A 16,859-nucleotide genomic window follows, 5' to 3' on the forward strand; every position below is an offset into this window, starting at 1 on the left:
GCCGCGGACGTCCTCATGGTGGGGGACGCCTGGCGCGACGACGGCGGCGCAGCGGCCCTGGGCGTCCGGACGCTGATCCTCCCGCGGACCGACGACGCGTCCCACGGGCTGGAGCTCGTGGTCCGCCTGGTGTGACTCGGCCTCCCGGATGTGAGGATGGGACCGTGCTCGACCTCGCCCTCGCCCAGCAGCTCCGGGCCGCCGGCCTCTCCTGGGAGCCCGCGCCAGGAGACCGCTTCGTCCTGCCGCTGCCCGAGATGCAGGAGGAGATCTTCATCCTCAGCAACATCGTGGCCGACGTCCACCGGTTCGAGAGCGGCAACGTCATCGGCTTCAACGGCACCACCGAGTGGGCGCTCGACAGCGTCGAGCAGGACGACGTGGTGTGGCTGCCGCGCGAGGAGCAGCTCCGTGAGCTGCTCGGCGCCGCCTTCGTGCGGCTCGAGCAGGTGACGGGCGGGTATGCGGTGACGGCCACGGCCGGGAACGGCGAGGACCGCCGGTTCGTCGACATCGACGCCGAGCGCGCGTACGCCCGGGCCGTCCTGTCCCGGCTCGCGGTCGCCCAGAGCGGCGGACCCGCCTGACCCGGGCCTAGGGAGCGGGACGCGTCATGGCGATCGCGGTCGCCAGGGTCTCGTAGTCGGCGATCGAGGGCGGCCGGAGGTCGTCGTAGCCGGACGTCGGCGTGGCCTGGAGGCCGAGCGCTCGGTCCATCGTGTCCATGCTCTGCTGCGAGAGGACCCAGCCCAACGGCGCGGTCACGGCAGGGAAGGTGGACTGCTGGACCACGACCACCCCGTTGCCCCGGAGCTTCTCGATCGCGTCGGCGAGACCGACGGGTAGCGGTGCCCCCGCCCCGTCCAGCTCGGAGGTCGCCACCAGGCGGGCGCTGTTGCGCAGCAACGCGGGGGTGTCGATCAGAGCGGCCTTCGCGCGGCCGTCGGTGGTGGACGGGACGAGGATCTCTGGCGTCGCGGGCAGGGGCTTGGCGGCGAGGTCTCCGCCGGTCCCGTTGTCGAAGTACATGACGACCGGGACGATGAGCTCCACCGTCGGTCCGCCCTGGCGCAGGGCCAGGCCGTTGCGCCGCTGCACCTCGGACTGCCACTGCGGGGCGAGGTCGACGATGGTACCGAGGCCGCTGTTCTCGACGTACCCGCCGTCGACGAGCTGCTGCTCACGCTGAGCGGAGCACGGTCCGACCACCCCCGACGGAGTGACGAAGGGGAACCGGGACGCGAGCATGGTCCCGGTGGCCGCCGTCAACGACCCCAGGCACCGGACCTCGTCCGGCGGGGTCGAGTCGGCGCCGGACCCCAGCGCGGCGAGGAGGTCCACCGTGCCGCCGGCGGGCGTACCGGACGAGTAGGCGCACGAGTCCTGGTCGCCCGTCGCCAGACGGATCTGGCTGACCCACATGCGGCAGCCGTCGGCGACACGGGTCGAGTTCAGGACCAGTGACCCGGTCGGCGCCGAGGTCGCCGGGTCCGCCGCGCCCGGAAGGAACGGTCCGGACAGACCGGAGGTTCGCTCCCAGGACTGCTCGATGAGCCCCGCGCGGTCGAGCCAGCGCGGCTGGTCGGCGTTGGTGTCGCTGTAGGTGGGCGCTCCGAAGAACGGGATGCCGGTTGCGGCGTAGGCGGTGTCGCGGACGAACAGGCCGCTCGTCGCCGCACCGAGCGCCTCGGGGGCGGCCATGGCGACGGCACCGTCGTGGGCCAGGCCGTCACCGGCGAACCGGGCGACGGTGAGCCCCACGGCACCGCCGCTGGCGCCGCCGGCGAACAGTGCGGTGGCACACGGGCTCGGCTGCTGGCGGGTGGTCCAGCCGACCGTCCCGTCCTTCACCGGCACCGCGCCACGGAAGATGTCCAGGGCGGCGGCGGTCCAGTAGGCCGCGCGGATACCACCACCCTCGGCGGCCAGCATGAACATCGGCCGGAGCCGGTAGGTCACTGACCCCACGGTGACCGAACGTCCGCACCCTTGGGTCGCGGCGAGCCACTCGGACATCGCCGTGTCGAAGGTCGGCCGGCCGGCCGCTCCGACCGGTGCGGTCGCCTGGGTGGTGAGACCCCGCAGGCCGTGGATGTCGACGTTGCTACCGATCCCGGTCGTCCAGGCGATCGTCAGGAGGAGCAGTGTCGCCACCGGCAGGGTGGTCAGCTGGATCCCGTTCAGCCAGAAGATCTCCGGCGACCGCCGGTCCTGGGTGAGCACCACACAGCCGCCGACGACGAGCGTGGCCGCCAGCAGGGCGCCGAGCGCGGTCGCGATGACGCCGAGGTGGTCGGCGAACCAGTCCGGGAACAGCCCGACCACGAAGAAGAGGACGAGCCCGGCGACGAGGACGCCCAGCCGCAGGACGAGGTTCCCGGGGACCGGGACGGTCGGCGTGAGACCGGCCTGGATGCGCTGCCACCTGGTCCGGTCCGCAACGGGAACCTCGCCGACCTCGTCGTCGGTGACGCGATCCTGGACCCACCGCGCCAGCGGCCAGGCGACCACGGCGGTACCGAAGCCGATCACCACGGGGACGAGGCCGAGCCACGAACCGCCGAGGTCGACCAGCGCGAGGGCCACCACGGCGGTGTAGGCGCGGATCAGGCCCAGTCCGGTCACCACCACGGCGACCGCCACGAGGACGTCGCCGACCAGCGAGATGCGCACCTTGTCCTCGGCCGACCTCACCTGGTGGTTCTTGGGGCTGAACAGCGATGTCGCCCAGGTCCAGCCCTGGTCGCGCCCGCGACGGATGAGCCACGAGAGCGCAACGATCCCGACCGGAACCAGCAGGAAGAACCCCAGCCGTACCGGGTCGAAGCCGGGCAAGGCCCACGGCCACCGGCGGAACGCCACGGCGACGGCGCCCAGCCCGACGCCGAGGATCAGCGGGACGATGCCGCCGAGCCACAGGTTGGCCTTCTCCTCGTCGACGACGGACGCTTCGGTCCGCTGCCAGAAGACGCCGGACCTGAGCCGGCCGATGACGAGCAGGCCGAGCGCCGTGAGCAGCACAGCGACCACGGCGGCCCAGAAGTGCCCGTCCCCGAACCCGCTGCTCTCGAACCACCGGCGCTCCACGTCGGGAAGCTGGTCCAGCAGATCGGACCCGGCCGGCACCGTCAGCACGGCGATCGGGAGGATCGCGATGACCGAGAACCGGTGGGTGTAGAGCCCGCTGAGCCAAGACCGGATCACCGGTCCGTGCTGCAGCGCCGCATACGCTGCCACGGCGAGGGCGACGAGCACCGCCAGCCACTTCGCGGACGAGAGGACGGCAGTGACGTAGGCGAGCGGCACCGACCGGGTGTGGACCGTGAGCAGGGCGAACCCGTCCTCGAGGACATCGACGACGGCCAGCACCCGAAGAGCCCAGGCCAGCAGACCGGCGCCGTGCTCGGCCAGCCACCTCGAGACGACCAGCCCGTAGATGACGATGAGCGCGACGTCGAGGGCGACGTAGAGGAGCAGCCAGGTCGCACGTTCGCCGGCGTAGGCGGGGAAGGTCGCCGACCAGCCGTCGACGGCTCCGAAGGCGCCCGGCCCCATGAGCGCGGTGAACGACCACGGGCGGGCCTGGTCGTCAAGGACCTGACCCGAGAGCCGGTTGACCTCGCCCAGCGCGACGAACAGTGCGACGACCAGGCTGGCGGTGATGCCCTTGCCGAGCCCCATGACGGGCGTGCCGGTCACCGGCGGAGCCGGAGCGGGTGCCACCTCGAGACCCTGTCCAGCCATGGTCTGCCCCTTCGACTGTCCTGCCCGTAGCTCATCGAAGCAGAGGGGCTGTCGTTCCGTCGTGATACTCGTGGGTCGCGTGTCCTCCCGAACGGGAGGTCCCGGGAGCAGGAGACTGGACGAGCAGAGAGGACCCGGAGGTGGCCATGACGAAGGACTCCGTCGCCGTGCTGGCGTGGTGTGACAACCCCTGGTGTGGCGAGCCGTTCGACTCCCGCGACGGCTGGAGCGGTCGCTGCCCCTCGTGCCTGGCCCTGGCCGACGAGCACCTGTCGGAACGCCACACCGTCCTCATCGAGGTCTGCGTGGAGTGCCGGCGCGAGCCGCGAACAGCCGCGCGCGACACCCGGCGTTCAGCCTGACCTCAGGAGTTCTCGTCCACCCGCGTGGGACGGCGTCACGCGGCCTGACCAGACGGTGCCACTGCTCTGGCTAGGCGCGCTTCGGCGGCCGGGGGATGAAGTAGCTCGTGCGCTGCTGGTACTCCGGGTAGCCGGGCCGCTTCGACATCTGCTTCTCGAGCAGTCGCGCACCCGTGGCGAAGACGAGGAAGTACGTCATGACGACCGGCGACAGGACGGTGAGGACACCGGGCCAGGCGCTCGCGGCGACGAGGTAGAGCCCCCACCAGACCGCCGAGTCGCCGAAGTAGTTCGGGTGCCGGGTCCAGGCCCACAGACCGCGGTCCATGACTGTGCCCTTGTTGCCGGGGTCCGCCTTGAACCGCGCCAGCTGGGCGTCGCCCACCGCCTCGAACACGACACCGAGCAGCCAGACGACCGCACCGAGCACCGCCACCAGGACGAGCCCGTCGCCGGACGCCGCGCTGACCTGGAGCGGGAGGGACACGAACCAGACCGCGGCGCCCTGGACGAGGTAGACCTTGCGCACCGCCACGAGGAACGGGTGACCGGGCTGGTCGGCCAGCATCGCCTCGTAGCGCGGGTCCTCCCCCTTGCCCCGGTTGCGGGTATGCATGTGCCGGGCCAGCCGGCCGCCCCAGACCGCCACCAGGACCAGGACGAGCAGGCGCCGCCAGAGCGGACCGTCACCGACGACCGCGGCCACCAGAGCGACCACGACGAAGCCCAGTCCCCAGGCGGTGTCGACGACGCTCACGCGACCCTGCCGACGCCCGACCAGGGCGGTGACGGTCATGAGGATGGCGACGGCGAGCAGCGAGAACCCGCTGACGGCAAGGAAGTTGGAGACCGAGAACTCCGTCAGGACCACTCGGGGAGCCTAACCGGGGGCATCGAGGACGCTCCGTCGTTGCCCGGCCGGACCGCGAGGATCTGGTCCACCCCCATCCGACCGTCGCGGAACGCCATCGCACCACCGACGAGGTAGAGCCGCCACACGCGGGCGACCTCCTCGCCGACCAGGCCGACCGCACGGTCCCAGTTGTCCTCGAAGGTGCGGTACCACGCGTCGACGGTGCGCACGTAGTGCTCCCGCAGCGCGTGGACGTCGCGGACCTCGAGGCCGCCGGACTCGATGAGCTCGACGGTCTCTCCGACCGGGCGCATATGCATGTCCGGGGCGATGAACGACTCGATGAACGGACCGCCGCCGGGGTAGCGGCCCCGTCGCGACATCTGCTGGATGAGGACCCGACCGCCGGGAACCACGTTGTCGCGCAACGCCTTCACGTAGGTGCCGTAGTTGCGCTGCCCGACGTGCTCGCCCATCTCGAGCGAGGCGACCGCGTCGAACGGTCCGCCGACGATCTCGCGGTAGTCCTGCAGCCGGATCTCGACGCGGTCCTGCAGACCGCGATCGCGGATGCGCTCGTCGATGAACCGCTTCTGCTCTGCGGCGATGGTGACGCCGGTGACCTGAGCACCGAAGTGCTCCGCGGCGTACAGGCTGAGGGAGCCCCAGCCGCAGCCGACGTCGAGGAACCGCATCCCGGGCGTGCCCAGCCCGACTTTCTCGCAGACCAGCTCGAGCTTGTCGCGCTGCGCGTCCTCGACGGTGTATCCGGGGTCCTCGGAGCGCCAGTAGCCACAGGAGTACGCCATGTGCGGGTCGAGGATCAGCGAGTAGAACTCGTTGGAGAGGTCGTAGTGGTGGTGGATCGCGTCACGGTCGCGGCCGCGAGTGTGCAGCCGGCCACGGAGCACGGCTTGGCTGTCCGGTGCCGGCGGCGGCGGGCCGAGGACGCCGAGGTCCTTGGCCAGCCGCAGCAGGCTCGCCAGGAGGACCGGCGACGGCCGCACCCCGCTGAGGCCGCGCTCGGCGGCGACCCGCCACACGTGGGTGAGCGCCGCGTCGAGGTCGCCCTCGACGTCCAGCTCACCGGTGACGTAGGCCTGCGCGGCGCCGAGCTCGCCCGGATGCCAGAGGATCCGGCGGAGCGCCTGCGGCGAGCGGATGACGACCGACGGCGCGTCGACCGACCCGGCCACGCTGCCGTCCCACGCGGTGAGGCGGACCGGGAGCTCGCCGCCGACGACCGGCGCGAGGGCGGCCGCGAGGCGGACCGCGACCCCGCCGCCGTCCGCGGTCGTGGTGACGTCGGTCCGGTCGAGGACAGTCATGCGGTGATCCCTTCGCGACGCAGCACGATCTGCTGCACGTCGAGGTAGCCCGAGGCGAAGCCGGCTCGGGAGTACTCCAGGTAGAAGTGCCACATCCGGCGGAAGATCGCGTCGAACCCCAGCCGCCCGACGGCGCCGACGTTGGCGACGAACCGCTCGTCCCAGAGGCGGAGGGTCTGGGCGTAGCTCTCGCCCAGCGAGAGTCGGTCGGCTACGCGCAGCGTCGTGTGCGTGCGGGTCACGTCCTCGATCGCCTCGGTGGACGGGAGGAACCCGCCCGGGAAGATGTACTTGTGCACCCAGGTGTACGTGTTGCGGGTGGCCAGCATCCGGTCGTGCGGCATGGTGATCGCCTGGATGGCGACGGCGCCGCCCGGGGCGAGGACCCCGTCGAGGGTCCGGAAGTAGGTCGGCCAGTACTCGTAGCCCACCGCCTCGATCATCTCGACGGAGACGACCGCGTCGTACTGTCCGCGGACCTCGCGGTAGTCCTTCAGCTCGACGGTCACGTGGTCCTCGACGCCGGCCTCCCGGATGCGCTGGCGGGCCAGCCCCCGCTGCTCCTTCGACAGGGTCACCGAGTGCACGGTCGCGCCGCGCTGGGCGGCCCGGATCGCCAGCTCGCCCCAGCCGGTCCCGATCTCGAGGACGCGGGTCCCCTTGCCGACGCCGGCCTGGTCGAGCAGTCGCTCGATCTTGCGGGCCTGCGCCGGAGCGAGGTCGGACCACGCCGGCGCGTCGAGCGTCGACGGGTCGAACAACGCGGCCGAGTAGCTCATCGTCTCGTCGAGGAACTGCTCGAACATCGCGTTGGACAGGTCGTAGTGCCGGCTGATGTTGCTGCGCGTGTTGTTCGTGCTGTTCCGCTCGGTGCGCGGCAGCCGGGACACGTAGAGGGCCCGCAGATTCTGCAGGGGTTCGGGCACCAGGCTCGCCATCCTCTCGGCGAAGACGGTCAGCAGCGCGCCGAGGTCGGGTGAGTCCCAGTCACCGGCCATGTAGGACTCGCCGAACCCGATGAGGGCGTCGGCACCGAGGCGCTCGAGGAACCGCTCCGGGCGGTGCAGCACCATGACCGGGGCGTTCGGGACGTGAGCGGCCCGGCCGATGGCGGTGCCGTCGGGCAGCTCGACCCGGACGTCGAGGCGACGCGCGGCCTGCTCGAACAGCCGCCGCGCGACGCGGGCGTGCACCGTGCGCTTGAGGGCGCTGGGGACGCGGGTCAGGTCTGGCCAGTGGCTGGTGTCGAGGCGGGGGGCGGAGAAGCCGCCGCCGAGGTTCCGTTGGTCGGGTGAGAGCGTGGTCACTGGACCGCCTCCTGTGGGGAGTGGGTGGGTCGGGGCTGGATCGGCAACCGGCGCGCCCAGAGGCGGACGCCGTGCCACTTGATCCGGGCCATGACGGTGAGGGGTTCGAGGGGCCGCGTCGCGGCGGTGCGCAGGACGGCGCCGACGGTGGCGCGCCTGGCGTCGCCGACCAGGGTGGCGACGAACGGCGGGTGTCCCGGGCGGGTCAGGGTGACCGCCACGTGGGCGCGGCGGCCCGGCTCGGGGACGAGCAGGTCGTAGGAGCCGGACACGTCGTTGAAGGGGCTGACGTAGAGCTCCTTGCTCGTCGAGGCTCGGCCGGAACCGTCCGGTCGGACGAGGTAGGCGTGCCGGTCGCCGTAGGTGTTGTGGACCTCGACGACGACGCACTCCAGCCGGCCGTCGGGACGGTGGCACCAGAAGAGCGAGATCGGGTTGAAGACGTAGCCGAGCACGCGGGCGTTGGCCAGCATGGTGATCCGGCCGCCGCGCAGGTCCACCCCGTGGGTCGAGAGGAACGTGTCGAGGTTCTCGCGTAGGGTCGCCTCCGCGTCACCGAGGTGGTCGCGGGCCGCGAACCGGGCCAGCGGCGTGAGCCAGCCCAGGTGCGGGAGGTCGTCGAGGTCGACGAGCCAGGAGTAGCTGCGGTGGGCGAAGTCGTGGCGGACCGGCGCGGTCCGCGCGTGCCGGATCGTCGTCGCATACAAGCGAGTGCTGCCGCCCATCCTCATGACGCCACCGCCACGGCCGCGTCCCGATCGCCGACGGTCGCCCACTCCACGCCGAGATGACGGGCGGCGACGACGCCGGAGAGGGCACCGTCCTCGTGGAAGCCCCAGCCGTGGTAGGCGCCGGCGAACGCGATGCGCGGCGTGGTGATGCTCGGTAGCTTCCGCTGCGCCGCAAGGGTCTCCGGCGTGTAGAGGGGATGCTCGTAGGTCATCGTGTCGATGACCGTGGCCGGGTCGACGCGGTCCTCGCCGCCGAGCGTGACGAGGAACCGGCGGTCCGGCTCGTCGATGCCCATCAGCCGGGAGATGTCGTAGGTGACCAGGACCGGGTCGCGGTCGTCGTCGGGCCGCTCCCAGTAGTTCCAGGACGCCCGCGCCGCCCGACGGGTCGGCAGCACCGACTCGTCGGTGTGCAGCTGGGCGTGGTTGGTCGTGTAGGTCATGGCGCCGAGCACCTCGCGCTGCGCCGCGGACGGCCGGGTGAGCATCGCCAGCGACTGATGGGGGTGGCCGGCCAGGACGACGGCGTCGTAGTCGTGCGTGTCGCCGGCCGCGTCGGTCACCCAGACCGCGTCGTCGGTCTCGACCACACCGGTGACCGCGCGCCCCACTCGGACCTCGTCCAGACCGGCCGCGACCTTCTCGACGTAGCAGCGGGACCCGCCGACGACGGTCCGCCACGTGGGCGACCCGAAGACCGTGAGCATGCCGTGATGGTCGAGGAACGCGAAGAGGTAGCGCGCCGGGTAGTCGAGGGCGCGGGCGGGATCGCAGGACCACACGGCCGCCACCAGCGGCCGGAGGAAGCGGGTGGTGAAGTACTCGCTGAGGCCGACCCGGGCCACGAACGCCCGCAGCGTCTCCTCGTCTCCCTCCGGGTCGACCGGGGTGGCCAGGATCTCGGTGGCGTGACGGTGGAACCGCTTGACCTCTGTGAGCATCCGCAGGTACCCCAGGTCGAGAACGTTGCGAACCGACGGGAAGAGGCCGCGCGCGCCGAGCGCACCCGCATACTCGATGCCCCGCCGGCCGAGGGCGTCGACGCGGATCGACATGCTCATGTCGGAGTCGCGGGTCTCGACGCCGAGCTCGTCGAACAGACGCAGCAGTGTCGGGTAGGTCCGGTCGTTGTGGACGATGAACCCGGTGTCGACGGCGACGATGCGTCCTGCGACGTTGACGAGGTGGGTGTCGGCGTGACCGCCGAGCCGGTGGTCGGCCTCGTACAGGGTCACGTGACGACCGGCCGAGCCGAACACGTGGGCCGCGGTGAGACCCGCGACGCCGGAGCCGACGACGGCGACCCGCCGACGTTCGCGCTGTCCGGTGACGTACTCGGCCATGGTGGTCGACACTCCTCAGGGGCTTAGGGCATGGTCAGGCCGAGTGACCTGACAGTGGTGATTCGTGACCAACCGCTCGCACGGATGCGCCGAGGGGGCCTCAGGCGAAGGCGAACAGGGCGATCGGTTTCGTGGTCGGCTGCGGCGAACCACCGCTGGGCTCGACGGTCACCCCGGCCCCCTGCGCGCTCGCCGCGTCGCCCTCGAGGACGACGGTCTGGTTCGAGCCCGGCGGCACGAGCCCGGCGGAGACGAAGCTCCCTCCGGGGGCCTGCAGCCACATCTGGTACGTCTTGCCGCTCGGCGCGGCGGCCAGGTTTTCCGTCACGAGAACGGCGCGGCCGACCGACTCCGACCGCACGACGGTCACGGTGCTGCCGTCGGCGAGGGTCTGCTGGTAACGCTGCGCGTCCGGCGCCTGCTGGACCTGGGCGGCGATGTTGTTCTGGACCTGCGACGACGAGTTCCACGGCTGGGTGACCGCGAGGGCGGCACCACCCCCCAGGGCGATGACCGCAGCGGCCGAGGCGAACCACCGGTTCCGTCGCCGGCGCGCATCGGAGAGCCGGGACACCCGGGACGGCGCGGACGGCGCGTCGGGGTCCTGGGTCGCCGAACGTTCACGGCTGGTGGCCTCGATGCGGTCGCCGGCCTCCCGGCTGACGGCAGGGGCGAGCGGACGGACCTTGGCAATGTCGCGCAGCACCTGCTCGCGCAGCCGCTCGGGCGGGGTCGCGCTCATCAGCATTCCGAGGTGGAGGGTTGTGTCCCGGAAGCTGGCGACCTCCTCGCGGCAGTCCGCGCAGGTGGCCAGGTGCCGCTCGAACTCGGCGCGCTCGATGTCGTCGACGGCGTCGACGGCATACGCGCCGCTGAGGGCGTGGATGTCTGCGGATTCGGGGGTGTTCATGAGCTCAGTCCCAGCGTGTCGCGAAGACGGATGAGACCGTCGCGGATTCGAGTCTTGGCGGTCCCCAGTGGCAGGTCGAGCATCGCGGCGACCTCGGTATGCGTGTAGCCGCCGAAGAAGGCGAGCTCCAGGGCACCGCGCTGTGCCGGAGTCAGCGTCTGCAGCGCCTTGCGCACCCGTTCAGCCTCCAGCGAGGCTTGCGCCGCCTCGGCGGTCGAGTCGTAGTCCACGTCCTGGTTCGCCTCGTGGTAGCCGTGGTCCCGACGGCCGGCGGCCGCCGCGGATCTCACCCGGTCGACCGCCTTCCGGTGGGCGATGGTCATCATCCACCCGAGCGCGCTCCCGCGGTCCGGGTCGAAGCGGGCCGACTGGCGCCAGATCTCGAGGAAGACCTCTTGGGTGACCTCTTCGGACTGGGCCGGGTCACGAAGTACCCGGACGACCATTCCGTAGAGCCGTGGGGCGACGGCGTCGTAGAGCTGCGAGAACGCGCCCTCGTCGCCCCACGACGACTGTCGCAGCAGGTCCGCCAAGCGAGCATTCGGGTCCACGCCCTCCGGCGACTCATCGCCGGAGGGCACTGCCCGAAGCTCAGCCATGACTGGCATTCTGCTGTCTCATTTCCCGTGTGCCTACTGGTGTCCGTCTGTCGACGATCAGGGCATCAGGACCGAGTCGACGATGTAGACCGTCGCGTTGGCTGTGGTGACGTTGCCGCAGACGATGTTGGCGTTCTCCTTGCCGACGGTGAACATCTCGCCGGAGCCCTTGACGGTCAGCGTGGTGCCGGCCAGCGTCTTGTGGTCACCAGCGAGCTGGTCCGGCGCGATCTTCCCGGCCACGACGTGGTTGGTGAGGATCTTGGTCAGCGTCGGCTTGTCCGCGAGGACCTTGTTCAGGGTGTCCGCGGGGATCTTGGCGAACGCGTCGTTGGTCGGCGCGAAGACCGTGATGGCCGGAGCCGAGTTCAGGGTGTCGACGAGGCCGGCGGCCTTGACGGCGGTGACCAGCGTCGAGAGCACCGGGTTGTTGCTGGCAGCGGTCGCGACCGTGTCGGTGGCCATGCCGTTGAACGAGCCCTTGCCGTCCTTCGGGACCGCCGCACAGGCCGTGCCGAAGGGCTGGGTCATCGCGTCGGTCGTCGAGCTGCTGGACGCCGTGGTCGGGGCCGAGCTGCTGGTGGACGGCGCTGCGGCGGCACTCGCCGCCGGCGTGTTCGTCGAGCCGCACGCGGCCAGCCCGATGGGGAGCGCGGCCGCGAGGGCCACGAAAAGAGTGGCCCGGCGAGCGGTCCTGGTCCGTGCGTTCATGATGCTTCCTGCTTCCATACGTGGTCTGTGGTGTTGCTGCTTACACCTGGTATTCGAGGTGTGGTAAGCGCTGGATTGGCCTGATGTCATTGGGTTTTCGTCACGAAACGATGACGACGACCTGTTGGATGCCGCTCGACCCTTCGGGGAACGGCGTCGTCCGCTGGTCGGTCTGGAGGGCGCCAGTGAGATCAGTCGCCCGCACCGCGAGGGTGTGCTGGCCGGAGGTGGCGTCCCACGGGACGAACCACTGCCGCCAGTAGTCGATGCCGGCGTCCGGGCCGAGCTGGGCCGGCTGCCACGCGCCCCCGTCGATCTGTACCTCGACCTTGCCGACGCCGCGATGCTGCGCCCAGGCGACACCGCCGATCACGGTCCGTCCCGGTGCGACGGTCGACAGCGGGGCCGGGGTGTCGATCCGCGCCGACGTCTTGATCGGCGCGTTCGTCGCCCACTGGCGCTGGGTCCAGTAGGACTGCTGCGCTGCATACGTCGTGAGGGTCAGCTTGGTGAGCCACTTCGTGGCCCCGACGAACCCGTAGAGCCCTGGTGTCACGAGGCGGGCGGGGAAGCCGTGGGTGTCGGTGAGCGGTTCTCCGTTCATCCCGACGGCGATCATCGCGTCCCGGCCGTCGCGGACCACTGCCAGGGGCGTGCTGATGGTGAAGCCGTCGACCGCGGTGCTGAGCAGCTGGTCGGACTGCGTCCCGACGCCGGCGCGGTCGAGGACGTCGGTGAGCCGGACGCCGAGCCAGCGGGCCGCTCCGACGTACCCGCCGCCGACCTCGTTGGAGACGCAGGTGAGGGTGATGTCGCGCTCGATCATCGGCAGGGCGAGCAGCTCGTCGTAGGTCAGCGTGAACGGGCTGCGCACGTCGCCGTCGATCTCCAGCGACCAGGAGCCGACGCTGACGCGGGGCACCGTGAGGTTGGTGTCGACGCGGTAGAAGCTGGCGGTGGGCGTCCGGAACGGGGACACCCCCTGGACCGTCGACTCGACACCCACCGGCAGCGGGGGGGTCGGGTTCGCCGGTGCCGGCAGGGTCAGGCCGGAGGTGTCGGTGGCCCGCTCGGCGAGCCGCTGACCCAGGGCACCCGCCACCGCGGCTCCGGCGGTGATGCCCGCGGCGCCGACGAGGAAGGTGCGCCGTGAGGCGCCCGAGCCCCGGAGTCCGGCGGTGGCCGGCTCCAGCAGCCGGTGGAGCCCGAGGAGCACGCTCACGCCGACGATCGCCGTCGCGAGGGCGGGCAGCAGGTCGAGCAGCCGCGCGGTCGGCCGGGTCATGGCCGCCCCACCGGCCGCCACCACGAGCAGGAGGAGCACGCCCGCGCCGACCGCGGGGCGACGGCGCGAGAGCAGCCCGGCCAGGGCGGCAAGCGCCAGGGTGGCGAGGGAGACGGTGGCCAGCAGGATCGGCTTGTCAGCGGTGCCGACCCGAGCGATGACGAGCTCCTTGACCGGCGTCGGGGTGAGGTCGATCACCACGGACCCGACCGAGAGAACCGGCGACGCGGCGGCGTTGGTCACCGCGGCGACGAGGTGACCCACCGCGATCCCCGCGAGCGCCGCCAGCACGCCGGACAGCGCATACAGGATGCGCGGTGCGGTCGGGGCCTCGGCCGAGGTGTCGGCCGGGCGGGTACGGAGGTCGGTCACACGTCTGCTTCGTCTCCGGAGCCCTCCGCGGATGTGGCCACCCGCTCCTCGCACCTGACAGGGTGGCCACATGGCTGTCCCCCACGTCGTCCGACGGATCAACAAGCGCGTGACGAACCCACTGCTGCGTGGGCTGGCGGGTCACGGCTGGTTCGTCGAGCTCGAGCACGTCGGACGCCGGTCGGGCCGGACGTTCCGGACTCCGCTGATGGCGTTTCGCAACGGGCCGACGGTCACCATCGCCCTGACCTACGGTCCCGACGTCGACTGGCTGCGCAACGTCCGGGCCGCCGGTGGGGCGCGGATGCACGTCGGCTCCCGGCTGGTCACGCTGGGCGCGCCGGAGACGCTGACCGAGCAGGACGGGCTCAACCGGATGCCCAGCCCGGTCCGACAGATGCTCCCCGTCCTCGGCTGTCACGACTTCGTCGCGCTGCCGGTTCTCAGCGAGCGGCCGTGGCGCGGAGCGACCCCCCTCGCCTGAGAGAATCAGTCCGTGACCGACGGTGCGGAGGCGACGCAGGAGACACGGGGGCGGCCGGCATACCTGCGGTGGACCACGCTCGCGCCGGTCCTCGCGATCCTCGCGCTGCTGCTGACCTGGACGGGTGACGGGCACGGGGCCGTCGTCCTCGTCATCGTCGCCGTCCTGCTCGGCGCCGCCGTGCTGGCGGCGGTGCAGCACGCCGAGATCGTCGCGCACCGTGTCGGAGAGCCCTACGGCTCCCTGCTCCTGGCGGTGGCGGTGACGATCATCGAGGTGGGGCTCATCGTCATGCTCATGGTCGGGGGCAAGGGCGACACCACCACTCTCGCTCGTGACACCGTCTTCGCGGCCGTGATGATCACCTGTAACGGGATCCTCGGGATCTGCCTGCTCGCCGGCTCGCTGCGGCACGGTCTCGTGGTGTTCAACAAGGAGGGCACCGGCGGGGCACTGGCCACGGTGGCGACCCTCGCGACGGTATGCCTGGTGCTGCCGACCTTCACGACCAGCCACCCGGGTCCCGAGTTCTCCACCTCGCAGCTGGTCTTCGCGGCGGTCGCGTCGCTAATGCTCTACGTCCTGTTCGTCCTGACCCAGACGCGTCGACACCGCGAGTTCTTCCTCCCGATCGACAAGCACGGCGAGCTCCTCGAGGACGACGACAGCCACGACCCGCCGCCGGGCAGCTCGTGGAAGCTGAGCGCGGGCCTGCTGCTGGTCTCGCTCGTGGCGGTCGTCGGGCTCGCCAAGGTGCTCTCGCCGGCGATCGGGACGGCGGTCACGGCGGTCGGTCTGCCGCCGTCCTTCGTCGGAGTCGTCATCGCCATCCTGGTGCTGGCCCCGGAGACCCTCGCCGCCGTCAACGCTGCCCGGCGCAACCGCGTGCAGATCAGCCTCAACCTCGCACTCGGCTCGGCCATGGCCAGCATCGGCCTCACCATCCCGGCGCTCGCCGTGGCGACGATCTGGCTGGACGGCCCGCTGCTGCTCGGCCTGGGCCCGACCCAGATGGTGTTGCTCGCGATCACCGTCATCGTCGGCATGCTCACCGTCGTTCCCGGTCGCGCCACCCGTCTCCAGGGTGGCGTGCACCTCGTCCTGCTGGCCGCGTACATCTTCCTCGCCGCCAACCCCTGAGGTCCTCATGTACGTTCCCCGCCACTTCGCCGTCGAGGACCTGGAGGAGATCCGGGCTCTGGTCCGCGACGTGCACGTCGGCCAGCTCGTCACGGTCGGGACCGACGGCACGCCCGACGCCAGCCTGCTGCCGGTGCTCTGGGAGGGCGACGAGGTCGTCGTCCACCTGGCCCGCGCCAACGAGCACTGGCGGCGCGTCGTCGACGGCTCCCCGGGTCTGCTCGTCGTGACCGGCCCCGACGCCTACATCACGCCCCGCTGGTATGCGTCCAAGCGCGAGCACGGCCGGGTGGTGCCGACGTGGAACTACTCGGCCGTCCACCTCTCGGGCCCGGTCACGGTGCACGACGACCCGGAGTGGCTGCGAGAAGCGGTCACGCGGCTGACCGACCACCACGAGGGACGGACGGCCGACACCGAACGGTGGCACGTCGACGACGCACCCGTGCGGTTCGTCGACGGCCAGCTGAGAGCGATCGTCGGGGTCTCGATGGCGGTGACCGGCGTCGAGGCCAAGGCGAAGCTGAGCCAGAACCGCTCGGCCGACGACCAGGCCGGCGTCGTCGAGGGGCTGGCCGGGTCAGCCGACCTCGGCGCGGCCGCCGTGCGCGACGCGATGGTCCGCCGACAGCAGGGTCACTGAAAACCGCTCTGCGCCAACGGGTGCAGCAGCTCGCGCTCCTCGTAGGACAGGTGTGAGAGCAGGGCGTCGGTGACGAGATCCAGCACCTCCTGCAGCTGCTGCTCCGTGCCCGCCTCCTCGTCCCCGACGAGGGCGACGAGGGCCCGGTCGAGGTGGTCGAGCAGCTCGGCGATGACCTCGTGCTCCTCCTGCAGCCGGTCGACGACCGGAGCCGCCCCCTCGACCCGGCGCAGGTGCGGGAACATGCTGGCGTCCTCGAGGCTGTGGTGCCCGGTGACGACCCGGCAGTACTGCTCGCAGTAGGCGCCGAGGGTCCAGTTGTTCTGCCGCAACGTCATCCGGTTGATCGCCGAGCGGGCGGAGCCGACTGAGGTCCGGCCGTCCCGGACCTGCTCGACGAGGTCGCGCAGGCGGCCGAGCTCGGACCGAAGATAGTCGTGCACGTCGATGAGGTGCTGCGGCGCGGCCTGCTGCTGCGCCGAGTAGTGGAACCAGGCCGGCACGGGGAACGTCGGCCGAGTGCTCTCGTCCCACGCGGCCTGGTCACTGAACCGTGTCCCGTCGTCCGGTGTGGGGCGGACGTCGAGCCGCGAGTCGCCTTGCGGTGCAGTGGTGCTCGTCGTGATGACCTCACGGGGCGCCGGGTCCGCCGTCGTAGGGAGGGAGGCGGCTCCGCTGCGGCGCCGGGCGTCCACGAGGTCCCGGACCAGCGGCGCCACCTCCTCGCCGAACCGACGCACGTCGTCGACGTCGTCGGTGCCGAGGATGAACGTGCTCATGCCCTGGTCGAGCGTCAGCCCGGCCAGCTGTTCGGCCCAGTCCTCGGCGGTGCCCGCGAGCCCGCGACCCCGGGTCCGGCCGAAGGAGCCGAAGACGTTGTAGAGGCGGCGCACCGCCGCCGGGTCGCGGTCGGCGTCCCGGGCCGCGGTGTCGATGGCGTCGTTCATCTCCGGGAGGGCGTCGGGGTCGGCGTAGCCCATGCTCGGGAGCCAGCCGTCGGCATACCGGCCGGTGAGCCTCAGCATCCGGGGCTTGTAGGCGCCGACC

16 protein-coding genes are annotated in these 16,859 nt (G+C 71.5%); 5 read left to right on the top strand and 11 right to left on the bottom strand.

Annotated features, from left to right (window positions below):
- Nucleotides 1-164 precede the first annotated feature (164 nt).
- Complete coding sequence (locus VIG79_RS12975; RefSeq protein WP_331886248.1) at nucleotides 165-587, top strand: pilus assembly protein CpaE; 423 nt, start codon at nucleotides 165-167, stop codon at nucleotides 585-587.
- Nucleotides 588-594: 7 nt separating this feature from the next.
- Here the strand turns inward: VIG79_RS12975 and VIG79_RS12980 are convergent, their stop codons facing one another.
- Nucleotides 595-3,744 carry a hypothetical protein gene (locus VIG79_RS12980; protein ID WP_331886250.1) on the bottom strand — a complete coding sequence of 1,050 codons (3,150 nt, stop codon included), beginning with the start codon at nucleotides 3,742-3,744 and terminating at the stop codon, nucleotides 595-597.
- A gap of 140 nt (nucleotides 3,745-3,884) precedes the next feature.
- Between VIG79_RS12980 and VIG79_RS12985 the strand changes: the two genes are divergently transcribed.
- Nucleotides 3,885-4,106 carry a hypothetical protein gene (locus VIG79_RS12985; RefSeq protein ID WP_331886252.1) on the top strand — a complete coding sequence of 74 codons (222 nt, stop codon included), beginning with the start codon at nucleotides 3,885-3,887 and terminating at the stop codon, nucleotides 4,104-4,106.
- Nucleotides 4,107-4,176: 70 nt separating this feature from the next.
- Here VIG79_RS12985 and VIG79_RS12990 read toward each other — a convergent pair whose 3' ends face one another.
- The 9 genes from VIG79_RS12990 to VIG79_RS13030 all read right to left on the bottom strand — a co-directional run bounded on the left by VIG79_RS12990 (nucleotide 4,177) and on the right by VIG79_RS13030 (nucleotide 13,545).
- Nucleotides 4,177-4,977 carry a DUF1295 domain-containing protein gene (locus VIG79_RS12990; RefSeq protein WP_331886254.1) on the bottom strand — a complete coding sequence of 267 codons (801 nt, stop codon included), beginning with the start codon at nucleotides 4,975-4,977 and terminating at the stop codon, nucleotides 4,177-4,179.
- The gene (locus VIG79_RS12995) at nucleotides 4,968-6,287 is read right to left on the bottom strand and encodes a cyclopropane-fatty-acyl-phospholipid synthase family protein (protein WP_331886256.1); all 1,320 of its coding nucleotides are present in this window, start codon (nucleotides 6,285-6,287) and stop codon (nucleotides 4,968-4,970) included. Before VIG79_RS12995 ends, VIG79_RS12990 begins: the two co-directional genes overlap by 10 nt.
- Nucleotides 6,284-7,594, bottom strand: a complete 1,311-nt coding sequence (locus tag VIG79_RS13000) for a cyclopropane-fatty-acyl-phospholipid synthase family protein (protein ID WP_331886258.1) — start codon at nucleotides 7,592-7,594, stop codon at nucleotides 6,284-6,286. Before VIG79_RS13000 ends, VIG79_RS12995 begins: the two co-directional genes overlap by 4 nt.
- Entirely contained in the window at nucleotides 7,591-8,319 is a 729-nt protein-coding gene (locus tag VIG79_RS13005) for a DUF1365 domain-containing protein (RefSeq protein ID WP_331886260.1), read from the bottom strand. Before VIG79_RS13005 ends, VIG79_RS13000 begins: the two co-directional genes overlap by 4 nt.
- 2 nt (nucleotides 8,320-8,321) lie before the next feature.
- Nucleotides 8,322-9,668, bottom strand: coding sequence for an NAD(P)/FAD-dependent oxidoreductase (locus VIG79_RS13010; RefSeq protein WP_331886262.1), 1,347 nt, complete (start codon nucleotides 9,666-9,668; stop codon nucleotides 8,322-8,324).
- Nucleotides 9,669-9,768: 100 nt separating this feature from the next.
- Complete coding sequence (locus VIG79_RS13015) at nucleotides 9,769-10,578, bottom strand: anti-sigma factor (protein WP_331886264.1); 810 nt, start codon at nucleotides 10,576-10,578, stop codon at nucleotides 9,769-9,771.
- Nucleotides 10,575-11,177: an ECF RNA polymerase sigma factor SigK gene (sigK, locus tag VIG79_RS13020; protein WP_331886265.1), complete on the bottom strand. Its 603-nt coding sequence runs from the start codon at nucleotides 11,175-11,177 to the stop codon at nucleotides 10,575-10,577. Before sigK ends, VIG79_RS13015 begins: the two co-directional genes overlap by 4 nt.
- A gap of 57 nt (nucleotides 11,178-11,234) precedes the next feature.
- Nucleotides 11,235-11,888, bottom strand: coding sequence for a fasciclin domain-containing protein (locus VIG79_RS13025; protein WP_331886266.1), 654 nt, complete (start codon nucleotides 11,886-11,888; stop codon nucleotides 11,235-11,237).
- Between the two features lie 100 nt (nucleotides 11,889-11,988).
- Nucleotides 11,989-13,545, bottom strand: coding sequence for a molybdopterin-dependent oxidoreductase (locus VIG79_RS13030; RefSeq protein ID WP_331886267.1), 1,557 nt, complete (start codon nucleotides 13,543-13,545; stop codon nucleotides 11,989-11,991).
- Nucleotides 13,546-13,615: 70 nt separating this feature from the next.
- On the opposite strand from VIG79_RS13030, the gene VIG79_RS13035 reads away from it, so the two are divergent.
- Genes VIG79_RS13035 through VIG79_RS13045 form a run of 3 tightly spaced genes read left to right on the top strand, consistent with a single transcriptional unit; the run spans nucleotide 13,616 to nucleotide 15,812 of the window.
- Nucleotides 13,616-14,029, top strand: coding sequence for a nitroreductase family deazaflavin-dependent oxidoreductase (locus VIG79_RS13035; protein WP_331886268.1), 414 nt, complete (start codon nucleotides 13,616-13,618; stop codon nucleotides 14,027-14,029).
- 12 nt (nucleotides 14,030-14,041) lie between these two features.
- Nucleotides 14,042-15,169: an ionic transporter y4hA gene (locus VIG79_RS13040; RefSeq protein ID WP_331886270.1), complete on the top strand. Its 1,128-nt coding sequence runs from the start codon at nucleotides 14,042-14,044 to the stop codon at nucleotides 15,167-15,169.
- A gap of 7 nt (nucleotides 15,170-15,176) precedes the next feature.
- The gene (locus VIG79_RS13045; protein WP_331886272.1) at nucleotides 15,177-15,812 is read left to right on the top strand and encodes an FMN-binding negative transcriptional regulator; all 636 of its coding nucleotides are present in this window, start codon (nucleotides 15,177-15,179) and stop codon (nucleotides 15,810-15,812) included.
- Here VIG79_RS13045 and VIG79_RS13050 read toward each other — a convergent pair.
- On the bottom strand, nucleotides 15,806-16,859 hold a 1,054-nt coding region (locus VIG79_RS13050), incomplete at its 5' end, for an LLM class flavin-dependent oxidoreductase (RefSeq protein ID WP_331886274.1). The genes VIG79_RS13045 and VIG79_RS13050 overlap by 7 nt on opposite strands.

Origin of the sequence: Lapillicoccus sp., from assembly GCF_036559105.1 — a bacterium.
Lineage (GTDB): Bacteria > Actinomycetota > Actinomycetes > Actinomycetales > Dermatophilaceae > Lapillicoccus.